Source organism: Nocardioides sp. CCNWLW216 (assembly GCF_037120545.1).
GTDB classification, from domain to species: domain Bacteria; phylum Actinomycetota; class Actinomycetes; order Propionibacteriales; family Nocardioidaceae; genus Nocardioides; species Nocardioides lianchengensis.
Genome location: NZ_JBBBBJ010000001.1, coordinates 384683 through 409557, shown reverse-complemented (window position 1 = coordinate 409557; position 24875 = coordinate 384683). Strand labels below are relative to the sequence as shown.

Annotated in this window: 23 protein-coding genes; 6 read left to right on the top strand and 17 right to left on the bottom strand. The window is 73.5% G+C overall.

The window, feature by feature from the left end; all coding sequences use genetic code 11:
- Nucleotides 1-2: 2 nt before the first annotated feature.
- The 3 genes from V7S47_RS01960 to V7S47_RS01950 all read right to left on the bottom strand — a co-directional run bounded on the left by V7S47_RS01960 (nucleotide 3) and on the right by V7S47_RS01950 (nucleotide 2494).
- Complete coding sequence (locus V7S47_RS01960; RefSeq protein ID WP_090849888.1) at nucleotides 3-632, bottom strand: hypothetical protein; 630 nt, start codon at nucleotides 630-632, stop codon at nucleotides 3-5.
- 141 nt (nucleotides 633-773) lie between these two features.
- On the bottom strand, nucleotides 774-1397 hold the full coding sequence (locus V7S47_RS01955; protein WP_336560012.1) for an MBL fold metallo-hydrolase: 624 nt from the start codon (nucleotides 1395-1397) through the stop codon (nucleotides 774-776).
- Nucleotides 1394-2494: an S-(hydroxymethyl)mycothiol dehydrogenase gene (locus V7S47_RS01950; protein ID WP_336560011.1), complete on the bottom strand. Its 1101-nt coding sequence runs from the start codon at nucleotides 2492-2494 to the stop codon at nucleotides 1394-1396. Before V7S47_RS01950 ends, V7S47_RS01955 begins: the two co-directional genes overlap by 4 nt.
- 98 nt (nucleotides 2495-2592) lie before the next feature.
- Here V7S47_RS01950 and V7S47_RS01945 point away from each other — a divergent pair, with 98 nt between their 5' ends.
- From V7S47_RS01945 to V7S47_RS01925, 5 genes are all read left to right on the top strand, one after another.
- A complete protein-coding gene (locus V7S47_RS01945) occupies nucleotides 2593-3072 on the top strand; it encodes a SigE family RNA polymerase sigma factor (RefSeq protein WP_336560010.1) in 480 nt (159 codons plus the stop codon).
- A complete protein-coding gene (locus V7S47_RS01940) occupies nucleotides 3069-4220 on the top strand; it encodes a hypothetical protein (RefSeq protein ID WP_336560009.1) in 1152 nt (383 codons plus the stop codon). Before V7S47_RS01945 ends, V7S47_RS01940 begins: the two co-directional genes overlap by 4 nt.
- A gap of 101 nt (nucleotides 4221-4321) precedes the next feature.
- Nucleotides 4322-4843 carry a SigE family RNA polymerase sigma factor gene (locus tag V7S47_RS01935; protein ID WP_336560008.1) on the top strand — a complete coding sequence of 174 codons (522 nt, stop codon included), beginning with the start codon at nucleotides 4322-4324 and terminating at the stop codon, nucleotides 4841-4843.
- Nucleotides 4840-5988: a hypothetical protein gene (locus V7S47_RS01930; protein ID WP_336560007.1), complete on the top strand. Its 1149-nt coding sequence runs from the start codon at nucleotides 4840-4842 to the stop codon at nucleotides 5986-5988. Before V7S47_RS01935 ends, V7S47_RS01930 begins: the two co-directional genes overlap by 4 nt.
- A 62-nt stretch (nucleotides 5989-6050) precedes the next feature.
- The gene (locus V7S47_RS01925; RefSeq protein WP_336560006.1) at nucleotides 6051-8168 is read left to right on the top strand and encodes an MMPL family transporter; all 2118 of its coding nucleotides are present in this window, start codon (nucleotides 6051-6053) and stop codon (nucleotides 8166-8168) included.
- 91 nt (nucleotides 8169-8259) lie between these two features.
- Here the strand turns inward: V7S47_RS01925 and tsaD are convergent, their stop codons facing one another.
- The 11 genes from tsaD to glmS all read right to left on the bottom strand — a co-directional run bounded on the left by tsaD (nucleotide 8260) and on the right by glmS (nucleotide 21094).
- Entirely contained in the window at nucleotides 8260-9309 is a 1050-nt protein-coding gene (tsaD, locus tag V7S47_RS01920) for a tRNA (adenosine(37)-N6)-threonylcarbamoyltransferase complex transferase subunit TsaD (RefSeq protein WP_336560005.1), read from the bottom strand.
- 46 nt (nucleotides 9310-9355) lie between these two features.
- Nucleotides 9356-9808, bottom strand: coding sequence for a ribosomal protein S18-alanine N-acetyltransferase (rimI, locus tag V7S47_RS01915; RefSeq protein ID WP_336560004.1), 453 nt, complete (start codon nucleotides 9806-9808; stop codon nucleotides 9356-9358).
- Entirely contained in the window at nucleotides 9805-10437 is a 633-nt protein-coding gene (gene tsaB / locus V7S47_RS01910; protein ID WP_336560003.1) for a tRNA (adenosine(37)-N6)-threonylcarbamoyltransferase complex dimerization subunit type 1 TsaB, read from the bottom strand. The genes rimI and tsaB overlap by 4 nt, the downstream gene beginning before the upstream one ends.
- Nucleotides 10438-10458: 21 nt before the next feature.
- The gene (tsaE, locus tag V7S47_RS01905) at nucleotides 10459-11898 is read right to left on the bottom strand and encodes a tRNA (adenosine(37)-N6)-threonylcarbamoyltransferase complex ATPase subunit type 1 TsaE (RefSeq protein WP_336560002.1); all 1440 of its coding nucleotides are present in this window, start codon (nucleotides 11896-11898) and stop codon (nucleotides 10459-10461) included.
- Entirely contained in the window at nucleotides 11895-12929 is a 1035-nt protein-coding gene (locus V7S47_RS01900; RefSeq protein ID WP_336560001.1) for an alpha/beta fold hydrolase, read from the bottom strand. The genes tsaE and V7S47_RS01900 overlap by 4 nt, the downstream gene beginning before the upstream one ends.
- Nucleotides 12926-14077: an alanine racemase gene (alr, locus tag V7S47_RS01895; protein WP_336560000.1), complete on the bottom strand. Its 1152-nt coding sequence runs from the start codon at nucleotides 14075-14077 to the stop codon at nucleotides 12926-12928. Before alr ends, V7S47_RS01900 begins: the two co-directional genes overlap by 4 nt.
- A 15-nt stretch (nucleotides 14078-14092) precedes the next feature.
- Nucleotides 14093-15472 carry an NAD(P)H-hydrate dehydratase gene (locus V7S47_RS01890; RefSeq protein ID WP_336559999.1) on the bottom strand — a complete coding sequence of 460 codons (1380 nt, stop codon included), beginning with the start codon at nucleotides 15470-15472 and terminating at the stop codon, nucleotides 14093-14095.
- Nucleotides 15473-15526: 54 nt separating this feature from the next.
- Nucleotides 15527-16627 (bottom strand): cohesin domain-containing protein, encoded by a 1101-nt coding sequence (locus tag V7S47_RS01885; protein WP_336559998.1) that lies wholly within the window; start codon nucleotides 16625-16627, stop codon nucleotides 15527-15529.
- Nucleotides 16627-18468, bottom strand: a complete 1842-nt coding sequence (locus tag V7S47_RS01880) for an amidase family protein (RefSeq protein WP_336559997.1) — start codon at nucleotides 18466-18468, stop codon at nucleotides 16627-16629. Before V7S47_RS01880 ends, V7S47_RS01885 begins: the two co-directional genes overlap by 1 nt.
- Nucleotides 18469-18902: 434 nt before the next feature.
- Entirely contained in the window at nucleotides 18903-19253 is a 351-nt protein-coding gene (locus tag V7S47_RS01875) for a holo-ACP synthase (RefSeq protein WP_090849851.1), read from the bottom strand.
- Entirely contained in the window at nucleotides 19250-21094 is a 1845-nt protein-coding gene (gene glmS, locus V7S47_RS01870; protein ID WP_090849849.1) for a glutamine--fructose-6-phosphate transaminase (isomerizing), read from the bottom strand. The genes V7S47_RS01875 and glmS overlap by 4 nt, the downstream gene beginning before the upstream one ends.
- 106 nt (nucleotides 21095-21200) lie before the next feature.
- Here glmS and coaA point away from each other — a divergent pair, with 106 nt between their 5' ends.
- Nucleotides 21201-22169 (top strand): type I pantothenate kinase, encoded by a 969-nt coding sequence (gene coaA / locus V7S47_RS01865; protein WP_090849846.1) that lies wholly within the window; start codon nucleotides 21201-21203, stop codon nucleotides 22167-22169.
- Here coaA and V7S47_RS01860 read toward each other — a convergent pair.
- The 3 genes from V7S47_RS01860 to V7S47_RS01850 are packed head-to-tail and all read right to left on the bottom strand — an operon-like array spanning nucleotide 22156 to nucleotide 24856.
- Nucleotides 22156-23172, bottom strand: coding sequence for a GNAT family N-acetyltransferase (locus V7S47_RS01860; protein WP_336559996.1), 1017 nt, complete (start codon nucleotides 23170-23172; stop codon nucleotides 22156-22158). The genes coaA and V7S47_RS01860 overlap by 14 nt on opposite strands.
- Nucleotides 23169-23960 carry an ABC transporter permease gene (locus V7S47_RS01855; protein ID WP_090849842.1) on the bottom strand — a complete coding sequence of 264 codons (792 nt, stop codon included), beginning with the start codon at nucleotides 23958-23960 and terminating at the stop codon, nucleotides 23169-23171. The genes V7S47_RS01860 and V7S47_RS01855 overlap by 4 nt, the downstream gene beginning before the upstream one ends.
- On the bottom strand, nucleotides 23957-24856 hold the full coding sequence (locus V7S47_RS01850; RefSeq protein WP_336559995.1) for an ABC transporter ATP-binding protein: 900 nt from the start codon (nucleotides 24854-24856) through the stop codon (nucleotides 23957-23959). Before V7S47_RS01850 ends, V7S47_RS01855 begins: the two co-directional genes overlap by 4 nt.
- Nucleotides 24857-24875: the final 19 nt, after the last annotated feature.

The window sequence follows — 24875 nt, the reverse complement described above, 5'->3', positions numbered from 1 at the left end:
GTTCAGGCCATCTGCGGGACGGGCGCGCCTGCCGTCCGGGTGGCGGTCCGGCGGGCGTGGACCAGCCCGACCGCGCCGAGCAGGAGCAGGAAGCCCGCGCCGACGAAGGAGACGATCGCCGCGATCCCGGCGATGGTGCCGATGGTGGCGAACGCGTAGCCGTAGAGGAGCAGGCCGCGGAGGGTGTTGCCCATGAAGAGCGACTCGCGCAGGCCCATCCAGGCGTCCGCCTCGTCGATCTGCGCCTGGGTGGCGGCCGGGTTGTCGGCGACGGCGGCCGACAGCTCGCGGCCCTTGGCGCTGGCCTCCTCGTAGGTGACGGCCTCGCCGTCGTTGAGGGCGGCACCCTGCGCGTTCATGTGGGCCTGGATGTAGTGGTCCGCGAAGGCCTTGGCCTCGGCACCGGTGTCGAGCGGGCTGCCGGCGTACTCCTCGAGGGCCTCGCGGTCGGCGTCAGGCAGGGAGGTCAGCGCGTCGCCCTCGGGCATCACGATGTCCTGGGCCGAGAACTGCTGCTCGACCTGGTCCCCGATGAAGGTGTTGGCCCAGGTGAGGAGGCCGCCCGCGATCAGCAGCACCGCTGCCAGGAGCACCCCCGTCCACGAGATGAGTCTGTCGAATGCGGCGCGCATGGTGACCCTCCTGGATCTCCTGCCCGGGACCTGGTGTCCCGTGCTGATGAGTCCAGGTTGTCGTCGGCCGTCGGCGTGTCGGCAGAGGCGAAGGTGACCGGGTCCCGGGCCGGAGGTCCTGCCGGCCCGGGACGTCTGGCGTCAGGCGCCGAGCGCGGCCTTCTCGGCACCGATGGTGGTGTCGTCGCCGTGGCCGGTGTGCACGACCGTCTCGTCCGGGAGCGCGAAGAGCTTCGCGCGGATCGAGGCCTCGATGGTCGGGCGGTCGCTGAAGCTGCGCCCGGTCGCGCCCGGGCCGCCCTGGAAGAGCGTGTCTCCGGTGAAGACGGCACCCAGCGAGGGGGCGTGGAAGCAGACCGCGCCCGGGGCGTGGCCGGGGGTGTGCAGCGCCCGGAGCAGGGTGCCGCCGACCATGATCTCGAAGCCGTCGCCGAGGTCGACGTCCCAGAGGTGGCCCCGATCGTCCTGAGGGTGCGTGAGCTCCCACAGCGGCTTGTCATCGGGGTGCAGCATGATCGGCGCCACCACCCGCTCGCGCAGCTCCGGCGCCTTCCGCGAGTGGTCGTCGTGGGCGTGGGTCAGCAGGATCGCGCGTACGGCGCGGTCGCCGACCACGGCCAGGATCGCGTCCACGTCGTGGGGGGCGTCGATGACCACGCACTCGGCGTCGTCGCCGACGACCCAGATGTTGTTGTCGACGTCGAAGGTCTCGCCGTCGAGGCTGAAGGTGCCGCTGACCACCGCGTGGTCCACCCGGGCGGTCACAGGATGACGACCGATCGCAGCACGTCGCCGTGGTGCATCTTCTCGAAGGCGGCCTCGATGTCGTCGATGCCGATCTCCTCGGTCACGAACGCGTCCAGGTCGAGCCGACCCTGCTGGTAGAGGTCGACCAGCATCGGGAAGTCGCGGGTCGGCAGGCAGTCGCCGTACCAGCTGGACTTCAGGGCTCCGCCGCGGCCGAACACGTCGATCAGCGGCAGGTCGGGGACCTTCATGTCCGGGGTCGGGACGCCGACCAGGACCACGGTGCCGGCCAGGTCGCGGGCGTAGAACGCCTGCTTCCAGGTCTCCGGGCGCCCGACGGCCTCGATGACCACGTCGGCGCCGTCGGCGCCGTCGTAGGTCTCGGCGGCGATCCGCTTGATCTCCTCGACCGGGTCCACCTGGGACGAGTCGACCGTGTGCGTCGCGCCCATCGCCTTCGCCTTGGCGAGCTTCTTGGGGTCGATGTCGACGGCGATGATCGGGCTCGCGCCGGCCAGCGCGGAGCCGGCGACCGCGGCTACGCCGACGCCCCCGCAGCCGATGACCGCCACGCTCTTGCCCCGCGTGACCGCGCCCGTGTTGATCGCCGCGCCGATGCCGGCCATCACGCCGCAGCCGAGCAGGCCGACCGCGGCCGGGCGGGCCGACGGGTCGACCTTGGTGCACTGCCCGGCGGCGACCAGGGTCTTCTCGGCGAACGCGCCGATGCCGAGGGCCGGGGAGAGCTCGGTCCCGTCCTCGAGGGTCATCCTCTGGGTCGCGTTGTGGGTGTTGAAGCAGTACTGCAGGTCACCGCGCTTGCAGGCACGACACTCGCCGCAGACCGCGCGCCAGTTGAGGATCACGAAGTCGCCCGGGGCCACGCCCGTGACGTCCGGGCCGACCGCCTCGACGATCCCCGCGGCCTCGTGGCCGAGCAGGAACGGGAACTCGTCGTTGATCCCACCCTCGCGGTAATGGAGGTCGGTGTGGCAGACCCCGCAGGCCTGGACCTGCACGACCGCCTCGCCCGGGCCCGGGTCGGGAACGTTGATGGTGACCACCTCGACGGGTGCCCCCTTGGCCTTCGCGACGACGGCCTTGACCTGCTGCATGCTGCTCCCTCTCCTCGAAACCTGACGGGCTCATGCAACCGTATGCGGGCCGTCCTCGTGTAGGGGGTGTGCAGGAGACAGGGACGAGGAGCGGATCAGTGACGGACTTCGAGTCCTGGCTGGTCGCCCGCGAGCCTGCCCTGCAGCGTCTCGCGCACCTGCTGACCGGCGACGCGCACACCGCGCAGGACCTCGTCCAGACCTCGCTCGCCAAGCTCTACCTGGCCTGGGACCGACTGGCCGACCGCGACAACGTCGACGCCTACGCACGCCGGATCCTCGTCAACGAGCACCGTTCCGCGTGGCGCCGACCGTGGCGCCGGCGCGAGGTCCTGACCGAGGAGATCCCGGACAGCGGCTCCGCCGCCGAGGAGTACGACGGCCGCAGCGAGGCGGTCTGGCGTTTCGTGGCCACCCTGCCGCCGCGGCAGCGGGCCGTGATCGTGCTGCGCTACTACGAGCAGCTGACCGAGGCCGAGACCGCGGACGTGCTCGGCATCTCCGTGGGCACCGTCAAGTCGCAGGCGAGCCGGGCCCTCGCCGCGCTGCGGACCCACCTCCCCGAGGAGCTGGCATGAGCACCGAGGACCTGCTCGGCGACGCGCTGCGCGCCCGGGTCGACCACACCGACCACCCGCGCACCCCGCTGGCCGAGGTCGTCTCGACCGCCCGGCGGATCCGGCGCCGTCGCCGGGCCACGACGGCCGCGGTGGCTGCGGTCGTCGTCGCCGTGCTGACGACGCCGTTCGTCCTGACCGCCGGGGACCGTCCCGACAGCGCCCCCGATCCGACGCCGCCGACGCCGGACGTCCGGCTCGGGGACGTCCCGCTCGGCGACCCGCCGGGCGTCGCGTGGCTGGACGGCAGCGACTACGTCGCCGCCGACGGCACCCGCACCGCCCTGCCCCTCGACCAGGTCACCCGGGCGACGCCGTACGACGGAGGCTTCCTGGTCACCTCCTTCGGTGACAGGCGCATCACGCTGCTCGACGGGCGGCTGCGCGAGGTGTCGCGCCGCTGCTACGCCGGCGGCGGGTTCGCGGTGAGCGACGACGGCCTGCGCACGGCGTACACCACCAGCGGCTGCGACCGCTCGGACCCGGTCCTCCACGTGGGTCCGACCGGCGGCGACGGCGGCGAGCGGACCGCACCGCTGCCGATGGTGGACGCCGGACCGGTCGGCTTCCTGGGCGACGGGGTGGTCGTCAACTCGCTCAACGAGGGACCGCCGGCGATCGTCACCCCGGGCGACTCCCCCACGCGCCTCGACGTGCTGGGCACCGCCGTCGACGTCGACGAGCGGCTCGGTCTCGTCGCGGGTCGCCTGGCCGGGGAGCCGACGCCCGAGCAGGCGACGTCGACCGGCGCCGTGGTCGACGCGCGCACCGGCTCGGTCCGGTGGACCGCGCCCGGCTGGGGTCCGCTGGCGTTCAGCCCCGACGGGTCGATGGTCCTCGCCGGAAGGTCCGGGGACCCACTCGTCCTGGCGGCCTTCGACAGCGCGGCCGGCGACCGGCTGCACGAGCTCACTATGCCGGCGGGGGTCCAGGTCTGGCAGGTGGGCTGGGAGGACGACGAGCACCTGCTGGTGGTCGTCAGCCAGGGCCGCACGGAGACGATCCTGCGCACCACCCTCGACGGGACCCTCGAGCGGGCGACCGACACCGCGCCGTACGACGAGGACGCCGACCGGCGCCTCGGGCTCGCGCCCAACGACTTCCCCTGACGGCTCTTGCAACCCTTTCCGCGGCGATCGCGTCCTCCTCTCGACACGAACGGGAGAGGCAGATGCAGACCACCGAGAGAGCGGGCCCCGACACTGGGGGCATGAGCCGCTCGGAGGCCCGGGACGCGGAGTTCACGGCGTACCTCGTCGCGCGGCAGCCGGCGCTGCTGCGGACGGCGTACCTGCTCACCGGCGACCGGCACCAGGCCGAGGACGTCCTGCAGACCGCGCTGGCCAAGCTCTACCTGAGCTGGGACAAGGTGCGCGACCGCGGCGCCGTCGACGGCTACGTACGGCGGATCCTGGTCAACGAGAACAACTCCGTGTGGCGGCGAGGGTGGAAGCGCCGCGAGCACGCGACCGAGGTCGTGCCCGAGGGCGCCCCGCACGTCGACGCGTACGACGAGGGCACCGGCGACGCGCTCTGGCAGGTCGTGCGGACGCTGCCCCGCAAGGCGCGCGCCGTGGTGGTGCTGCGCTACTACGAGCAGCTGACCGAGGCCGAGACCGCCGAGGTCCTCGGGATCACCGTCGGGACCGTGAAGTCCCAGGCCAGCCGGGCGCTCGCCACCCTGCGTGAGCGCACCCCCGCCGCACTCGACCCCCGGGAGGAGGAGCGATGAACGACCAGACCCTTGAGGAGCGGCTCGTCCGCTCCCTCGACCAGCAGGCCGGCGCCGTGTACGACGCCCCGTTCGGCCTGGACGACGTCCGCGACCGGGCCTCCTCGATCCGTCGCCGGCGGCGCGGGATCGCGGTCGGCGCGGTCGCCGCCGTGCTCGCGGTGGTCGTCCCCACGGCGCTGCTCGTCGGCGGCGGGAACGACCGCGCCGTCGACCCGGCTCCGCAGCCCGTGGTGGAGCCCGGTTCCGCCACGCTCCACGACGGCGTGATCACGCTGGCGGACGGCCGGACCGTGGCGGTGGACCTCCCCGACGACGTGACGATGTTCGGCGTGCTGGCCGACGGGCGGTTCGTCGTACCGGTGAACGAGACGGAGAGCGTCCATGTCCTGTCCCCCGACGGCGCGCCGATCGCGGAGTACCCGGTCCTCAGCACCGTGATCAGGATGGGCGAGGGCCACCGGACCGTGGCCTGGACCGGGCCGGACTACCGCATCCAGGTCCTCGAGAGCGAGGTCGCCGAGCCGGTCGCCTTCCCGGGCGTCCCGATGGAGGGCGAGGCCGAGGGCTCGATCGACGCGGTGCTCGGCTCCGACTGCGCCGGCGGCGGGTGCCGCGTGCTCGCGGGTGACTACACGACGACGTCGTACGAGATCACCCTGGGCGGGGCGGCGCCGCTGACCACGTCCGCGCCGTTCCGGGTCGAGGACGTCAGCCCGGACGGCGGCCTCTGGACGGTGCAGTACGCCGACGACGGCGACCCCCAGTTCGGCTGCTCCGGCGTGTACGACGCCGCGGCCGCGACGATCACCGCCCGGACCTGCGACACGTCCAACCTGCGCTTCTCCCCCGACGGGCGGCACCTGACCGGCATGCGCGGCGACAACAGCATGTACGACGGGGTGACGGTGCTGGACCTCGATCTCAAGTCGACCGTCCTGCGCTACGAGCCCGCCGACGGTGCCGTCGTGAGCCGGGCCGCCTGGGCGGACGCCGACCAGCTGCTCGTCAGCACGGCCGATCTCGAGGGCGAGGGCTGGACGCTGTCCCGGATCGGCATCGGCGGCGCGACGAGCGACGTCGTGGACGGCCCCGCACCCGGCGGGGAGCCCGAGCTGGTGACGGAGTACGTCTTCTCCGAATGACCCCGAACATCGCTACCTAAGTCGCATGCACCCCGGGGTACGGCGTCGCTAGGTTGAGGATCATGTTCGGAGCCCTCGGTCGCCTCGCGTCCCGTCGTCCCTGGTACGTCATCGCCGCGTGGCTCGTCTTCGCGGTCCTGGTCGTCGCCTTCGCCCCCAAGGTCGAGTCGACCACCGACCAGGCCGACTTCCTGCCCGACTCCTACGAGTCGATCAAGGCCACCAACCTGATCAGCGACGCGTTCCCGCAGCAGCAGGACTCCGGCGCCACGATCGTGTTCGACCGGACCGACGGCGAGCCGCTCACGGCCGACGACCAGACCAGGGCCGGCGAGATCGTCAGCGGCCTGGACCTGCCGGAGGTCTTCACCGCCGCCGGGGAGCTGCAGGTGTCGCCGACGCAGCAGGTCGCGATCGCCAACCTGGCCCTCGACCCGGACGTGACCGGGCAGGACCCCGACGAGTACAACCAGGTCGAGGACCTGCGCGACGACCTGGCCGAGGCCACCGACGGGACCGACCTGCGGGCGCAGACGACCGGGTCCCTGCCCCAGACCTACGACCAGGCGGAGTCCGGCAGCAACGCAGAGCTGATCGTCGGCGTGGCCACGATCGTGCTGATCGTCGTGCTGCTCGGCATCATCTTCCGCAGCGTCATCATCGCGATCATGCCGATCTTCCTGGTCGGCGGCATCTCGGTCATCGCCAACGGCCTCATCGACGTGGCGGCCAAGGTCTTCGACCTCCAGAAGGACGACTCGACGAGCGTCATCCTGATCGTCGTCCTCTACGGCATCGGCACCGACTACATCCTGTTCTTCCTGTTCCGCTACCGCGAGCGGATGCGGGCGGGCGAGGAGCACCGCTCGGCGGTCGCCCAGGCGCTGGAGCGCGCCGGTGAGGCGATCGCCTCGGCCGGTGCCGCGGTCTTCGTGGCCTTCATGACGCTCGCCCTCTCCAGCCTGGGCATCTTCCGGTCCATCGGGCCGTCCCTGGCCATCGCGGTCGCCGTCACCCTCGTCGCGTCCCTCACCCTGGTCCCGGCCGTGGTGACCGTGCTCGGCCGCGCCCTGTTCTGGCCCTCGAAGAACTGGAAGCAGCCGGCCACCGGCACCCGGTTCGGGTCGATCGGCACGTCGCTGGGCAAGCACCCGGTCCGTTTCGCGCTCGCCTCGGGCGGCGCCCTCGCCGTACTCGCCGTGTTCGCGCTGGGCTTCAACCCGACCTTCGACCTGGGCTCGGCCGGCTCGTCGTCGACCGTCGAGTCGGCACAGGCGACCGAGACGCTGGAGGACGGCGGCTTCTCGGCCGGTGCGACCCAGCCGACGCCGATCGTCCTGCACGCCGACGACGGGCTCGACCCGGCCGACTTCGCCGCCTTCTCGGCCGCCCTGGCGAAGGCCCCGGGCGTGGCCGCGGTCTCCCCGGACGCGGTGCCGTCCGAGGACGGCACGACCGCGCTCTTCATCGTGACGCTGAAGGAGGACCCGTCCTCGGACGCGGCGCTCGGCGACGTCAAGGACGGGCTCCGACCGGCGGCCGACGCGGCCGCTCCCGAGGGCAGCGAGGCGTACGTCGGCGGGCTCACCTCGGTCTTCGTCGACTTCCAGGCGGCGATGAACCGCGACTACGCCGTGGTCTTCCCGGTGGCCGCCGTCATCATCATGATCATCCTGGCCCTGCTCCTGCGCTCCCTGGTCGCGCCGCTCTACCTCATGGCCTCGGTCGGGCTCGGCTTCGGCGCGACCCTCGGCGCCGCGGTGCTGGTCTTCCAGCACGCCGCTGGCGAGAGCGGGCTGATCTTCCTGCTGCCGATCTACATCTACCTGTTCGTGGTCGCCCTCGGCACCGACTACAACATCCTGATGATCGCCCGGCTGCGCGAGGAGTCGCGGGAGGGCAAGAGCTCGCGCGACGCCGCGGCCGAGGCGGTGCACCACGCGGGGCCGACGATCGCCGCCGCGGGCGTGATCCTGGCGGGCACGTTCGCGTCCCTCATGCTGGCCGGCAACTCGCTGCTGGTGACGATGGGCTTCTCGATCGCCTTCGGCATCTTCGTCGCGGCCTTCGTGATGTCGATGTTCTTCACCCCGGCCATCACCGCGCTGATCGGACACGCCGCCTGGTGGCCGGGTCACGGCGACGAGAAGAAGCCGGAGCCGGAGACCGCGGAGGGCTGACCTCCCGGGCACGCCGCGGCGAGGCCAGAAAACTGACGGGCCGGCTCGACGGGACGCGCGCTCCGGGTGGCCCCGCCCGTCAGTTTCGGACCTAGCCGGCGAGGACCTCGGTCACCGGCAGGCTGGAGTCGGCGGGCAGGTCGAGTGGCGACGGCGTCCGGCCGCGGGCGACCATCTCGGCGCCGAGGGCGGCGACCATCGCGCCGTTGTCGGTGCACAGGCCGGGGCGCGGGACCCGGACCCGGATGCCCAGCTTCGACGCCCGCTCCTCGGCGACCGCGCGGAGTCGCGAGTTGGCGGCGACACCGCCGCCGATGAGCAGGTCCTCGATCCCCTCCGAGGTGGCGGCGTCCAGCGCCTTGCGGACGAGCACGTCGCAGACCGCCTCCTGGAACGACGCCGCCACGTCGGCGACCGGCACCGGCTCGCCGGACCGCTCGCGCGCCTCGACCCAGCGCGCGACGGCCGTCTTGAGCCCGGAGAACGAGAAGTCGAAGCGGTGCCGCTCCAGGTCGCGGCGGGAGGACAGGCCGCGCGGGAAGTCGACGTACACGCTGCTGCCCTCGCGGGCGACCCGGTCGATGTGGGGACCGCCCGGGAACGGCAGGCCGAGCAGCCGGGCGACCTTGTCGAACGCCTCGCCGGCGGCGTCGTCGATGGTGGCACCCATCGGCTGGACGCCGCTGGTGACGTCCTCGACCCGGAGCAGGCTGGAGTGGCCGCCGCTGACCAGCATGGCCAGGCACGGCTCGGGCAGCGGCCCGTGCTCGAGCTGGTCGACCGCGACGTGCGAGGCGAGGTGGTTGACGCCGTAGATCGGCTTGCCGAGACCGAGCGCCAGCGCCTTGGCCGCGGCGACGCCGACCAGCAGCGCGCCGGCCAGGCCGGGTCCGCTGGTCACGGCGATCGCGTCGACGTCGCGCAGCCGGACGCCCGCGGTCTCGCAGGCACGCTCGAGGGTCGGGACCATCGCCTCCAGGTGGGCACGGCTGGCCACCTCGGGGACCACCCCGCCGAAGCGCGCGTGCTCCTCGACGCTGCTCGCGACCGCGTCGGCCAGCAGGGTGCGGCCGCGCACGATGCCGACACCCGTCTCGTCGCAGGACGTCTCGATGCCGAGGACCAGGGGCTCGTCGCTCACCCGACCATCGTGCCCGACCGGGTCGCCCGGCCGGAACTCGCGGGTCCTACCCGCAGCCGCTGACCAGCGGCAGCCGCAGCACGATCGCGGTCGTGCCGTCGGCGTAGTAGCGCGGTCGCCGGTCGATCTCGACGAAGCCGCGGGCGGCGTAGAAGCGCAGCGCGCCGGCGTTGTCCTCGCGGACCTCCAGCAGCAGCCGGTCCGCGCCGGACGCGCGGGCCAGGCGGCAGCCCTCGTCCAGCAGCGTCGTCGCCAGCCCGGTACGACGGGCCGCGGGGGTGACGGCGATGCGCTGCAGCTCGGCGATGTCGGCGACCGCGCTCACGACGGCGTGCCCGACCAGGGCCCCGTCGACCTCGGCGACCAGGTAGAACACGGTCGGCAGGTTGCCGGCGATGCCCTCGCCGACCAGGTGCGGCGACCAGGCGTCGGCGCCGAGGTTCTCGGCCTCGAGCGCAGCGACCTCCTCGACGTCGGCGAGGGTCGCCGCGCGGATCACGACACCTTCTTCGGCGGCCGCGGCAGCTCGGCGTCCGGCCGGCGCAGGTAGAGCGGCTCCGGGTCGACGATCTCGGCGAGCTCCTCGGCGACCGCACGGGCCAGCCAGCCGGCGCTGGGACGCTGCGGGCCGGTGGCGTGCGGGAACGCGTCGGGGTAGAGCGACCCGCCCTCCCCCACCACCGGCAGGTCGGTCGCGACGTCCGCGGGCTTCGACACGACGGGGCCGTCCAGGCGGGCGCCGGTGGCGTCGTACGACGCGAGGTAGACCTCCTTGCGCCGGGCGTCGGTCGCCACCACGAAGTCCCCGCCCAGCGAGGACGCCGCCTCGACCGCGAGGACGTCGAGCGAGCAGACGCCGTACACGGGGACCTCGAGGACGAAGCCGAGCGTGCGGGCAGTGACCAGGCCGACCCGCAGGCCGGTGAACGGGCCGGGGCCGACGCCGACCGCGATCGCGGTCAGGTCCTGGCGGACCAGGCCGGCCTGCTCCAGGGCGGACGCGATCAGCGGCGCGAGCTGCTCACCGTGCTTCATCGGCCGCTCGGAGGTCAGCTCGACGACCACGTCCTCGCCGTCGTGGAGGGCGACGGCGACCAGGGGCGTGGCGGTGTCGAAGGCGAGCAGCACGGGCGCGAGCCTACGAGAGACCTACGAGAGGCCCAGCGCGAGCCGGGCCAGATGGGCGTCGATCGGCGACAGACCGGGCAGGTCGGACTCGAGGTCCCACCAGACCATCTGCTTCACGTCGCCGGCCGGGGCCGCGTCGGAGGGGTGGTCGACGACGCAGCGGTAGATGGCGGCGTACTCGATGCGGCGCTCGTGGCCCAACTGCACCGTGGCGACCCCGACGAAGTCGAGCTCGGGCGCCTCGGCACCGGTCTCGGTGAGGTACGCCGTCGCCGCGGCCCGACGGGGGGTCTCGCCCAGGTCGTCGTCGACCTCCTTGCCCGACAGCTCCCACTCGCGGCTCCAGTGGTTGCGGACCATCAGGGCGCGGACCTGCGAGCCGTCGCGGTGCTCGGCGACCGTCAGCGACAGCACCAGCGGGATCTCGGGGTCGAGGTGGTCGAGCTCGGCCTCGGGGCAGCGGCGGAAGTCGAGCAGCAGGTTCTCGTTGAGCTTCTCGGCCAGGGGGGGCCGGTGGCTGGAGGGGACGTCGAGCTCGTACCAGCGCGGGCCGACCGGCGTCATCAGGACCCGACGCGGGTCGAGCTCGGACGGGTCGTCGAGGTCGGGGTCGTCGTCGGCGAGCGCCCGGATGATCCGGACCTCCAGCCGCGACTCGGCCAGCCCCTCGGCCACGCCCTCCCCCCACTCGACGACGGTCACGGCCTCGTCGAGGGAGGTGTCGAGGTCGAGGTCGTCGAGCTCCTCGATGCCGCCGAGCCGGTAGGCGTCGACGTGCACGAGGGCCGGGCCGTCGACCAGGGACGGGTGGACCCGGGCGATGACGAACGTCGGCGAGGTGACGTCGCCGCGCACCTGCAGCCCGGTCCCGATGCCCTGGGTGAAGGTGGTCTTGCCGGCGCCGAGCTCGCCGCTGAGGACCAGCAGGTCGCCCGCCGCCAGCTGGGCGGCGAGGGTCTCGCCGATCTCGCGCATGGCCTCCGCGTCGGGCGCGTCGAAGACGAAGGTGTTCAGCGGCCTGCGCAGCTCGACGTTCGGCGAGTGGCGGCGTACCTCCCGGAAGCCCTGACGCTGCCAGAAGCGCACGGTGCGGGGCAGCTCCTCGCGGGCGACCACGGTCAGGTCGTCGAAGCCGGACGAGGCGTAGACGGCCGCATCGATCAGCCGGCCCGCGACGCCGTGGCCCTGGGCGCTCGGGAGCACACCGAACCGGCGCAGGTACATCGTCCCGCCGATCGGGTCGAGGACCAGGGCGCCGACGCTCACCTCGCCCAGCCGGGCCACCAGGCCGCCGTGCTTGCCGAGCAGCGCGGCCAGGCTCTCCTCGGTCTCGGTCAGCGCGTCGGCGGGCGGGTCGAGCGGCGGGCGGGCCGCGAACGCCTCGCGGACCACGCCCAGCACCTCGGCGGCGGCCTCCGGCCCGACGCGGTGCACCGACGGGACGATCCGGGTCGTGCTCATCGTCCGGCTCCTGCCTCGGCGTAGAGCTGCCCCAGGGCCGGGTCGACCTGGTCGTGCGACTCGATCATCACCATGTGCCCGGCCCCTTCGACCTCCAGCAGGCGCGAGCCCGCGATCCGCTCGTGCAGCTTGCGGCTGTGCCCGATCGAGGTGAGCCGGTCGTCGGTGCCGCAGACGATCGTGGTCGGCACCTTGCCCATCACCTCGACCGCGTCGAACTTGTCCAGGCCGCGGAAGCTCGGGAAGAACTCGGCCACCACCTCGAACGGCGTGGCGGAGAGCATGTCGTCGACGAAGTCGACGTACGCCGGCGGCACCGGTCCACCGAAGGCGAAGACGTCGGTGGCGACCGTGGCGACCGAGCGACCCAGCCGGCGCAGCCCGTCGACGGTGCGGTGGCTGCGCGCCAGGGTGCGGACGGCGCCGTCGGTGAGCCCGCTGCCGAGCCGCGACGGGATGAACGGCAGGAGCAGCCGGCTCGGGTCGAGGCCGCCCGCGGTGGTCGCGACCAGCCCGACGCCGACGACCCGGTCGCCGAACAGCTCCGGGCGCTCCTCGGCCAGCGCCACGACCGTCATGCCGCCCATCGAGTGCCCGACGAGGACGACGGGCCCGTCCGGCACCACCTCGTCGAGCAGCTGGGCCAGGTCGGTGCCGAGCTGCTCGATGGTGGCGTTGCCACGGTCGGAGCGGCCCGAGCGGCCGTGGGAGCGCTGGTCGTAGAGGACCGCCCGCAGCCCGGCGCGCCGGCAGGCCGCGCGCTGGAAGTGCCAGCAGTCCAGGTTGAGCGCGTAGCCGTGGCAGAACACCACGGTCAGCTCCGAGTCGGCCTCGTCGACCTCGACGTGGAGCGGGACGCCGTCGGACGCGACGACCGTGGTGGGCGTGCCGCGCAGGCTGCCGAACTCGGTGCCGTCGGGGTCGCGGCGGGCGATCGAGCGGCGCCGGCGGGTGACGCCGACCGCGGTGCCGGCCGCGGCGAGACCGGCGGCCCCGGCCGCGGCGCCGAGAAGCTTGCGGGTGACGCTCACGCGGTCGCCCCCGGATCGGTCTCGCTGTCGACGTACCGACGCGGCATCCGGCCGCTGCCGATCCGGGTGACGATCTCGTAGCTGATGGTGTCGCTGGCCTCGGCCCAGTCCTGCGCGGTCGGGCCGCCGTCGTGACCGTCGCCGAACAGCTCGACGTCCTCGCCGGGCCGGTGCTCCTCGCCCTCGAGGTCGACCAGCAGCTGGTCCATGCAGACCCGTCCGCGCACCGGCCGGCGCCGGTCGCCGACCAGCACCTCGGCGTGGTTGCCGGAGCGGCGCGGGACGCCGTCGCCGTACCCGACGGGCACCAGGCCGATCGTCGTCGGCGTCTCGGCGATCCAGGTGCGGCCGTAGGAGACGGCGTCACCCGCCTCGACGTCCTTGACCAGGGCCAGCGAGGCCCGGGCGGTCATGGCCGGCCGCAGGTCGACCCCGGAGGTCTCCCCCGGCGCCGGGTCCAGGCCGTACGACGCGATGCCGCACCGGACCAGGTCGAAGCGCGAGCTGGGCCGCAGCAGGGTGGCCGCGGAGTTGGCGAGGTGGCGCACCTCGGGCCGCAGCCCGGCCGCCTCCGCGACCGTCAGCGCCCATCGGAACGACGCCTCCTGCGCGTCGTTGGCCGGGTCGTCCGGCTCGTCGCTGGAGGAGAAGTGGGACCAGATTCCGGTGACCTTCCAATGCCCGGCCCGCTCGCCCTCCCGGGCGCGCTCGATCAGCGCCGGCCAGGACGCGGGCGACGCACCGCCGCGGGACAGGCCGGTGTCGATCTTCAGCTGGACCAGGGCGGTGCGGCCGGTGTCGCCCACCGACTCCTCGATCTCGTCGAGCTCGGCCGGGGTGTAGGCGGTCAGGTCGAGACCGGCGGCGACGCCGGCGTCGTACTCCTCGCCGGGGACGTAGAGCCAGCACAGGATCCGGCCGGTGTCGCCGGAGGCACGCAGCTCCAGCGCCTCGTCGAGGGTCGCGACGCCGAGCCACTCGGCGCCCGCCTCGCGGGCGGCGCGCGCGACCGGGACCATCCCGTGGCCGTAGCCGTCGGCCTTCACGACCGTCATCACCGGGACGCCGGCCAGCTCACGCAGCACCTGGACGTTGTGCCGGATCGCCGCGAGGTCGACGACGATCTCGGCGCGGGCGGCGGGCAGCATGACCTCTATCCTCCCTCAGACGCGTGGGAGGTTGCGGACCGCGTCCGGGATCGCGTGCGCCACCTCACCCGCGACGACCGGGCCGCCGCGCGACGCCAGGGCCGCGGCCGCGCCGTGCAGCCAGGACCCCACCGAGGCCGCGTCGTACGACGGGAGCCCGGCGGCGAGCAGCGCACCGATCAGCCCGCCCAGCACGTCGCCCGCGCCGGCGGTGGCCAGCCACGGGACCCCTGTCTCGGTGACCCGCACCCGCCCGTCGGGCGCCGCCACCAGGGTCCGGCGCCCCTTCAGCAGCACCACGCAGCCGTACGACGTCACCGCGTGCCGCGCGTGCGCCAGCGGCGCGCGCTCGACCTCGGCCCGCTCCACGCCGAGCATCCGGGCGAGCTCGCCGGCGTGCGGCGTCAGGACGGTGTGGCGCGGGAGGGTCTGGTCGACGTGGTGGAGCGCGTCGGCGTCGACGACGGTCGGGACGCCGTCGGCCAGCGCGGCCCGGAGCTCGGCCCCGGCGTGCTCACCCCCGCCCGAGCCGACCACCCAGGCCTGGACCCGGCCGGCGCCGACGACCTCGGGGTGCGCGGTCCGCACCCGGTCGGCGACGGCGGGCTCGCCGACGTACCGGACCATGCCGGCCAGGCCGCTCGCCGCGCCGGCCACGCTCAGCAGCGCGGCGCCCGGGTACTGCGTCGAGCCGGCCCGGACGCCGACGACGCCGCGGGTGTACTTCTGCGCGTCGCTCGTGGGCCGCGGCAGCAGCTGGGCCACGTCGGCGGGCTGGAGGGCCTCGACGTGCGCGTGCGGCAGCTCGAGACCGAGGTCGACCAGCTGCACCGCGCCGCAGGCCGCCGCGGCCGGGTCGACGAGGTGGGCGATCTTGTGGGTGCCGAAGGTGACCGTGAGGTCGGCGACGACGTGGGCGTCGGGGAGCTCACCGGTGTCGACGTCCACGCCGCTCGGCGTGTCGACGGCGACCAGCGGCACGCCGGCGACCCGGGCGAAGGCGGCCGCCGCGTCGGGCCGCAGACCCGGTCGGCCGCCGATCCCCACCACGCCGTCCACGACGACGTCGGGGCGGACCGGGGCGTCGGTCACGACCCGGCCGCCGGCCGCGTGCAGAGCCGCGAGACCGCCCGGGTGCGCGTGCTCGGACAGCAGCCAGGCCTCGACCGCGCAGCCGCGCCGGGCGAGGACCGCGCCGGCGTACAGGGCGTCGCCGCCGTTGTCGCCCGAGCCGACGAGCAGCAGCACCCGCCGCCCGTACGACGACCCCAGCAGGTCGAGGACCGCGTGCGCCAGCCCGTGCGCCGCCCGCTGCATCAGCGCACCCTCGGGCAGCCGGGCCATCAGCGCCGACTCGGCCCGGCGTACCTGCTCGACGGTGTGTGCGTGCCTCACCCGGCCGACCCTACTGAGCGCAGGGTCGGCCGGGTGCGGCGTGGAGCAGCCGGGTCAGCGACGGACGCGGACCGTGACCGTCTTGCTGCTGGCCGTGAAGCCGACAGCCGGCCGGTAGACGACCTTCAGCCGGTAGCTGCCGGCCTTCTTGCGGGGCAGCGTGACGGTGACCTTGCCGTTCTTCAGCGTGGCGGCGGCCTTGACCACCTTGCCGCCGTAGGTCACCTTCACGGTGCCGGCCGGGGTGATCCCGGAGGACGCCACCGCGATCCGCACCGTCGGGCGCTTGCCCTTCTTCACCGTCCGCGGCGCGGCCACCCTGGTGGAGGTGGTGGCCCGGGCGACGGTGCCGGCGGCGGCCGTGGCCGAACCGGTCACGTGGTCCTTCTTCGCCGCCGAGACGACCACGTCGACCAACGCGTCGGCATCGGCCGGGCGCAGGACGTAGGACCGGCCCGTGGCCCCGGCGACCGGCCGGCCCGCGCGGCGCCACTGGTAGGCCAGCGACACCCCGGAGACGTCCCAGCTGCCGCCCGAGACGGCGAGCGTCCGGCCGACCCGGACCGTGCCGGACACCTTCGGCGCCGTCGTCGCGACCGGGGCCGCCTTGGCGAGCGCCTCGACCGGGATCACGCCGATGCCGGTCGTCGTGGTCGACGTCCGGGCGGTGGTGACCGTCTCCAGCGACGGCGCCGAGACCGCCGCCGGGCCGACGCCGACCGCCGTGAAGGTGACCTCGGCCAGGGTGACCGGACCGGTCGCGGCCGGGGAGGTGCCGAGCTTGGTGTGCACCACCTCGACCGCCCCCGCCGACTCCAGCCCGTACGTCGAGCCGGTGAGGTCGGTGCTCGCACTGTCGTCGACGTAGTCGAGCACGTCGGCGTCGTAGGCGAGCTTCAGGTCGTAGGCGTAGAGGTCGCTCACGTCGGTGGCGGTGACCTTCACGGTCACCGTGTCACCCACGACGACCTCGTCGGCCGACACCTCGATGCCGTAGCCGTCGAGGGCCGCGGCCTCGGTGATGACGGTGTCGTCCGGACCGGCCACGGCGTTCGGGATCCAGGCCAGGGCCCCGAGGCCGAGGGCCAGGGCGGCCACCCCGCCGATCTGCTGCCGGCGCTTGCTCATCTGCTTCCTCTTCTCGATCGCGCTCATCAGTCCTCCCCGAGGGCCGGGAAGAGCGCCGGGGTGGTGCGGTGGTGGGTGGCCTGCTCGTAGTCGTAGGCGTAGCCGAGCAGCATCTCCTCGGAGTAGCTCGGGCCGAGCAGCTCGAGGTTGACGCCGGCGCCCAGGATCGGGCTAGTCCCGTCCCCGGCCGCCGCCTGGCCCATCGGGACCGACACCGCCGGCATGCCGGTGTTCGGGCTGAGCCGCATGTTGGTGCTCTGCGTGCCGTACGGGTTGCCGCTCGGGTAGATCAGCGCCGACACATTGTGCTCCGCCAGGAGGGCGTTCACCGCGACCTCGCCGTCGGCGATGGCCTTGAGGTGGGTGCCCATCCAGGTCTCGTACTGCGTCTGGGTGACGTTGTTGCGCCCCGAGTAGGTGCCGGACCGGCCCGGGACCATCTGACCGCCCGCCAGCAGGTCCGCGATGCTGCGCTGGGTGAGCGTCGGGTCGAGGTGCTGCTCGATGTAGATGTTCAGGTCGTGCTTGAACTCGTTGGTGCTGCCGCTGCCCTCGTTGAGGGTGGCGTTGAGAGACGTCGTGGTGATCGGCACGACGGTGGCGCCCTGAGCGGTCAGGTCCGCGACGGCCTGGTTGAACAGACGCACGGTCGTGGCGTTGGTGCCCACCATGCTCGTCAGGTAGCCGATCCGCTTCTCCTGGAGGGCGTTCGGGTCCAGCGCCGCCGTGTACGACGCCGGCACCTTGCCGGCCTGCTCGCTGGTGATCGGGTCCTTCGGGTCGACGCCGGTGACCGCGTCGAGCGCGATCGCCGCGTCCGCGACCGAGCGGGTGATCGGGCCGCCGGTGTCCTGGCTCAGTGCGAGCGGGACGATCCCGTCCCGGCTGGACAGGCCGACCGTGGGCCGGATGCCGACCAGCTGGTTGTACGACGACGGGACCCGGATCGAGCCGCCGGTGTCGGTGCCGAAGCCGATCGCGCCGAGGTTGGCCGCGATCGAGGCGCCGGTGCCGCCGCTCGAGCCCCCGGCGGTCCTGGTCATCACGTAGGGGCTGGAGATCAGCAGCGACTTGCCGGCGTCGCTGTTGGTGCTGAACTCCGAGGTGAAGCCGAGCGCGAACTCGTCGAGGGACGCCTTGCCCAGGATGACGGCGCCCGCGTCGCGCAGGCCCTTCACCATGAACGCGTCGTCGACGGTCTGGTTGTTCTTCCAGCCACCCGTGCCGGCGCTGGTCGGCATGTCCACGGTGTCGTAGTTGTCCTTCAGCAGGACAGGGATGCCGTCGAGCATGCTCGACGGGCCGCCGTTGGCCGCCCGGGCCGCGTCGCTGGCCGCGGCCGCGGCGAGGGCCTTCGGCCCGCCGGTCGTGACGATCGAGTTCAGGGCCCGGGTACCGGTCGCCTCGAACGTCTTCGCGTCGTACGCCGCGATCCGGTCGAGGTAGGCCTGGGTCAGCTTCACCGAGCTGGTGACGCCCGCGTTCATCGCCTTCTGCATGTCGAGCGCCGACGCCTCGACCAGGTCGAACGCGCCGTCGTCGTACAGCATCCGCTGCGAGAGGTCGGCGACGTCGGTCAGCTCGATCTCGTCGTCACCGTCGTAGTCGGCCGCGGAGACGGCCGCCCAGCCGGCGTCGCCCTTCTTCGTGCCGAGAGCTGCGACGAGCAGGTCGAGGTCGTCGCCGTCGATCTGCTGGTCCCCGGTGAGGTCACCCTTCGTGTAGTACGGGGCGAGGTAGACGCCGTCGCCCGTGGCGGCGGGAGCCGCCTCCTGCGAGCTGGCCGGACCGGTGGCGCCCACCGTCAGCACGGCCGTGCCGAGAGCCGCTGCGGCGAACGACGCCCGCGACCTCCTGAGTTTCTTCACGTTGTTCCTCCCCTGGTCGATCCCGAGACCGCCGTGACCGTAAGGAGACGGGATTACCGAACCGTTTCGGCAGCGAGTCCGGGAGGGACGACTTCGAACCGTGTTCCTCGGCGCGCGTCCAGGCGCACGACCGCGGGGCTGTGGATCGACCCGCCCTGTCCGGCCGGGTCGTCGCGACGACCGCTGGCCCGCTCAGCCGCACCCAGACGAGGTGGCTCGGTGTCCTGCACACGGGACCTCACGCACTGCTCATCGACCCGACGGCGGCCGAGGCCCAGGGGCTTCGCCACTGGCGTCTGGCCACCCCGATCTCGCTCATCGCCTGGATCGGGGCCATGCGGCACCATGCTCGCCGACCTGCGGCGCCTCGGCGTACCCGAGTCGTGACCCCGGGCGTGCGTCGAGGCGCACCTCCAGGAGCACGACTCTCGGGCTCAGCCCTCCAGGACCACCACGGCCGAGGCGATGCCGGCGTCGTGGGAGAGCGAGACGTGCACGGAGACGACGCCCAGCTCGGTGGCCCGAGCGAGGACCGAGCCGCGCATCTCCAGCAGCGGCCGGCCCGAGGACTCGTTGACCACCTCGGCGTCGTGCCAGGCCAGGCCGACGGGCGCGCCCAGCGCCTTGGCCAGGGCCTCCTTGGCGGCGAACCGGGCGGCGAGGGAGGCGAGCGGGCGGCCGGCCTCGGCGGGGGTGAACAGCCGGTCGCGCAGGCCGGGGGTCCGCGCCAGGGACGCGCCGAAGCGCTCGATGTCGCAGACGTCGATGCCGACCCCGACGATCACTCGACCGTGACCGACTTCGCGAGGTTGCGCGGCTGGTCGACGTCGTGGCCCATCGCGGTGGCCAGCTCGCACGCGAACAGCTGCAGGGGTACGACGGCGACCAGCGGCTGGAGCAGCACCGGGACCCGGGGCAGCCGGATGACGTGGTCGGCGTACGGCGTGATCGCCTCGTCGCCCTCCTCGGCCAGGCAGATCGTGTAGGCGCCGCGGGCCCGCACCTCCTGGATGCCGCTGATCATCTTGTCGTGCAGCTGGTCGCGCCCGCGGGGCGGGACGACGCACAGCACCGGCAGCCCCTCCTCGACCAGCGCGATCGGGCCGTGCTTCAGCTCGCCCGCGGCGAAGCCCTCGGCGTGCAGGTAGGCGAGCTCCTTGAGCTTCAGCGCCCCCTCCAGGGCGACCGGGTAGCCGGCGTGCCGGCCGAGGTAGAGGACCGATCGGGTGCCGACGTGCTCCCGGGCCAGGTCGTAGATCTCGGGTGCCGCGTCGAGCACCGAGGAGATGTGGGCCGGCATCGCCTCGAGCTGCTCCATGACCAGCGCGATCTCGTCGCCGTACCGCGTGCCCTTGACCTGGGCGAGGTAGAGCGCGAGCAGGTAGCAGGCGACCAGCTGGGTCAGGAACCCCTTGGTCGAGGCGACGCCGATCTCCGGGCCGGCGTGGGTGTAGATGACCGCGTCGGACTCGCGCGGGATGGTCGAGCCGTTGGTGTTGCAGATCGCCAGCACCTTGGAGCGCTGCAGCCGGGCGTGCCGGATGGCCTGCAGGGTGTCGGCGGTCTCGCCGGACTGGCTGATCGCGACGACCAGGGTCGAGTAGTCGAGGATCGGGTCGCGGTAGCGGAACTCCGAGGAGAGCTCGACCTCGACCGGCACCCGGCACCAGTGCTCGATGGCGTACTTCGCGACCATGCCGGCGTAGAACGACGTGCCGGCCGCGATGATGATGATCTTGTCGATGTCGCGCAGCTCCTGGTCGGAGAGCCGCATCTCGTCGAGCTGCAGCTGCCCGCCGCGGGTGTGCCGGCCGAGGAGCGAGTCGGCGACCGCGCGGGGCTGCTCGAAGATCTCCTTGCGCATGAACCAGTCGTGGCCGTCCTTCTCGGCGGCCGACAGGTCCCAGTCGACGTGGTAGCGCTTGCCCTCGGCGGGCGTCCCGTCGAAGCCGGTCACGGACACGCCGGAACGGGTGATCGTGACGACCTGGTCCTGGCCCAGCTCCAGCGCCTCGCGGGTGTGCTCGATGAACGCGGCGACGTCGGAGCCGAGGAAGTTCTCGCCCTCGCCCAGGCCGACGACCAGCGGGCTGTTGCGCCGCGCCGCGACCACCCGGGAGGGGTCGAGCGCGTCGACGGCGACCAGGGTGAAGGCGCCCTCGAGCTGCTGGCAGACCCGCTGCATCGCGGTCGTCAGGTCGACGCCGGTGGCGACCTGCAACTCCAGCAGGTGGGCGGCGACCTCGGTGTCGGTCTCGGAGAGCAGGTCGTGCCCGTCGGCCTCGAGCCGGGCCCGCAGGTCGGCGAAGTTCTCGATGATCCCGTTGTGGACCAGCCCGACCCGGCCGGCGTGGCCGAGGTGCGGGTGCGCGTTGGCGTCGTTGGGCGCGCCGTGGGTGGCCCAGCGGGTGTGCCCGATGCCGGTGGTCGAGGGCGGGAGCGGCGCGTCGACGATCGCCTTCTCGAGGTTGGCGAGCTTGCCCGCCCGCTTGTCGACCGCGAGCGCGTCGCCGTCGACCAGCGCGATCCCGGCGGAGTCGTAGCCGCGGTACTCCAGGCGCCGCAGTCCCTCGATGACCACGCTCTGGGCCTGCTGTTCCCCGACGTAGCCCACGATGCCGCACATGGGCCCCACTCTAGGGCGGTGTCCCCGCCCCGCCCGGGAGCGCCCGCCGGGCAGTGAGGCGGACGCCACACCCGGCGGCGGCAACCTTGCTGCAACAATCGCGCCCATGTCTTCCGGCGGTCACCACGACGGTGCCCACGAGTCCTCCCCGTACGCCAACCTCGACCGGTCGGCCTGGGCGGCGCTCGCGGCGGAGACCGAGAACCCGCTCAGCGTCGAGGAGGTCCAGAGCCTCCGCGGCCTCGGGGAGTCCCTCGACCTCGACGAGGTCCAGGAGGTCTACCTCCCCCTGAGCCGCCTCCTCAGCCTGTACGTCGGCGCCGCCGGCCAGCTGCACCGCGCCCAGGAGGCCTTCCTCCACCAGCGCACCCCGCCGCGCACGCCGTTCGTGATCGGGCTGGCCGGCTCGGTGGCGGTCGGCAAGTCGACGACGGCCCGCGTGCTGCAGCAGATGCTCGCCCACTGGCCCGAGCACCCGAACGTCGCGCTGGTGACGACCGACGGCTTCCTCTACCCGAACGCCGAGCTCGAGCGCCGCGGGATCCTGCAGCGCAAGGGCTTCCCCGAGTCCTACGACCGCCGCGCGCTGCTCCGCTTCGTGGTCGACATCAAGTCCGGCAAGGACGAGGTCGAGGCGCCGACGTACTCCCACCTCGTCTACGACGTCGTGCCCGACCAGAAGGTCGTCATCAAGCGGCCCGACATCGTGATCGTCGAGGGCCTCAACGTCCTGCAGCCGGCGCGGGTGCGCGACGACGGCCGCACGGGCCTGGCGGTCAGCGACTTCTTCGACTTCAGCGTGTACGTCGACGCCGGCCGCGACAAGATCCGCGACTGGTACGTCTCCCGCTTCCTGCGCCTGCGCGAGACCGCGTTCCGCGACCCGGGCTCCTACTTCGCCAAGTACGCCGCCCTCACGCCCGACGAGGCGGTCGCCGAGGCGCAGCGCATCTGGGACACGATCAACGGACCCAACCTGGTCCAGAACATCCTGCCGACCCGCGCCCGCGCCACGCTGGTGCTGCGCAAGGACCGCGACCACTCGGTCCGCTACGTGCGGCTCAGGAAGCTGTAGCGGAGCGCTTCTGCACGTCGAGGCAGCGCTCGACGACCCGGTAGCCGAGCGCCTCGTTGACCGCGTTCATCGGCGCGTTGACCCCGGCGTTCGTGGTGACGACGACCGGACAGGCCGGGAACAGCTCCTGCAGCCGCCGGTGGGTCGCCAGCTTCATGCCGAGCCCGAGCCGGTGACCGCGGTGCTCGGGCAGCACCAGCGTGCCGCCGACGGTGGCCAGCCGGGGGTCCGCCCGACCGACCCCGAGCTCGTGGAACCCGGCCAGTCGACCGTCCGGCGCCACCCCGACCGCGACCAGCCAGGCCCGGGCCGAGGCGGCCATCCGCTCCTCGTGCTCGTGCAGCCGCTCCGGGGTCCAGGCGGCGTCCTCGAGGTCGAGGTCGCCGCTCGGGACCATCGACATGAAGCGCGACAGCAGGCCGCAGAAGTCGTCGACCCACTCCGGCGGGACCCGGTCCTCGAAGGCCGCCACGCGGTAGCCGTCGAGGTGCCCGGCGACGTCGACCTCCAGGGGCGGCCAGCGGTCCGGTGCGACCGCCAGGTCGAGCAGCTTGGACTCCTCGGCGCTGGCGACCGGGTAGCCGTACGCAGCGGCGAACAGCGACCCCGGGCTCTCGCCGTCGACCGGCGCGTGGGTGGTCCCGACGTACGTCGTCCGTCCCTCCGCGGCCGCCCGGCGCTCCAGCTCGGCCAGCAGTGCGCGGCCGGCGCCGCGCCGCCGGTACTCGGGCCGCACCCGGACCTCGATCTCGGCGAGGTGCCGGTTCTCCAGCAGCCACCACACGACCAGGCCGTGGCCGACCACCTCGCCGTCCACGACGGCCAGCAGGCGGGAGCGGGCCAGGTCGCTGCGGACCGCCCGCATCGACGCCGACCCGACGTCCCAGGACGGCCAGGCGTCGTACGGTCGGTCGTGGGCGGTGACCGCCGCGCCGACCTCCCACCACGCACGCAGGGCGGCGTCGTCGGCCAGGTCGACCTCCCGGAGCGCGACGCCGCTCACCCGATGTCCCGCCGGAAGGTCGTGAGCCGACCGAGCAGCGCGAAGACCGCGCCGTACCCGAGCAGCACCAGCGCGCCGGCCCACCGCGGCAGCAGGTCGACCCCCGCGATCTCGCCGAACAGGCTGGCGCCGATGAGCGCGTCGGCCGCCGCTCCGGGCAGGTACGCCGAGACGCCGGCGACGGCGTCGAACGCACCCAGGGCGGTGCGGGCGATCGGCTCGACCAGCTGGGTGAAGGCGAGGATCACGACGACCACGGCGACCTGGTTGGTGAGCAGGGTCCCGAGGGCCGCGCCCACGACCGCCCACACGGCGGTCGTCACGACGCCGAGCACCAGGACCGCGATCACCTCGGGGTCGGTGAGGAACGCGCCGTCGCCGCGCCAGGACAGCAGCGGCGCGCTGGTCGCGACCAGGGCGAGGACGCCGACCAGCCCGAGGGCCAGGCCGACGGGCACCGTCGCGAGCAGCTTGGCCACCACCACGACCGTGCGTCGCGGCTCGACCAGCAGCGTCTGGGTGATCGTGCGGTGCCGGAACTCGGAGGTCACCGAGAGGCTGCCCACCACGAGCGGGAAGACGTAGCCGATCGCGTTCACCAGCGAGTACGTCGCGGTCGCGGCGTCGACGCCGGTGAGCGGGGCCTCGGCCCCGTCGGCGGTGACGGTGAAGGTGAAGGCCATCACCGCGCCGATGAACGCGAGGTAGCCGGCCATGCCGATCAGCAGCACCCACCAGAGCCGGGTCGAGACCAGCTTGCGGTGCTCGGCGAGCAGGGCGTTCCTCATGCCGCCACCTCCGGCACCGCCGTGAGCCGCAGGAAGGCCGCCTCGAGGTCCTCGGTGCGCGTGGCGAGCTGGTGCAGCTCCAGGCCGGCGGCGAAGCAGGCCGCGCCCGCCTCCGCGGCGGGGATTCCACGCACCAGGAGGCCGGCCCCCTCCGGCTCGGCGGTCCAGCCCCGGTCGGCGACGAGCCGGGCCAGCCCGGCGGGGTCGGCGGCGACCACGAGGGTGCCCGACTCCGCGGAGGCGGCCAGCTCGGCGAGCGAGGAGGCGTGCACGAGCCGGCCGCGGGCGATGACCACGACCTCGTCGACGGTGTGCTGGACCTCGGTGAGGACGTGGCTGGAGACCAGCACGGTCCGGCCCTCCTCGGCGAAGCGGCGGAGCAGCCCACGGAGCCAGACGATGCCCTCGGGGTCGAGGCCGTTGGCGGGCTCGTCGAGGACCACCGCCGGCGGGTCGGCGAGCAGCGCCGTCGCCAGGCCCAGCCGTTGCTTCATCCCCATCGAGTACGCGCCCACGCGGCGGTCGCCGAAGTCGCCCATCCCGACCAGCTCCAGCACCTCGCGGCAGCGCGCCCTCCCGGCCCCGACCTGGGGCGCGTAGGTCTCCAGGTGCGCCAGGCCGGTCCGCCCGGGGTGGAACCCGGGGTCCAGCGACGAGCCGACGAGCCGGGCCGGCTGCGGGTGCTCGGCGTACGGGCGGTCGCCCACGAGGCCCCGGCCGGAGGTCGGCTCGGCCAGGCCCAGCAGCATCCGCAGCGTGGTGGTCTTGCCGGACCCGTTGGGTCCGAGGAAGCCGGTCACCACCCCGGGGCGCACGGTGAAGGACAGGTCGTCGACGGCGCGGACCCGTCCGAACTGCTTGGTCACGCCCTCCAGGGTCAGTGTCGGCCCAGTCATGGGACCACCCTAGTGAGAG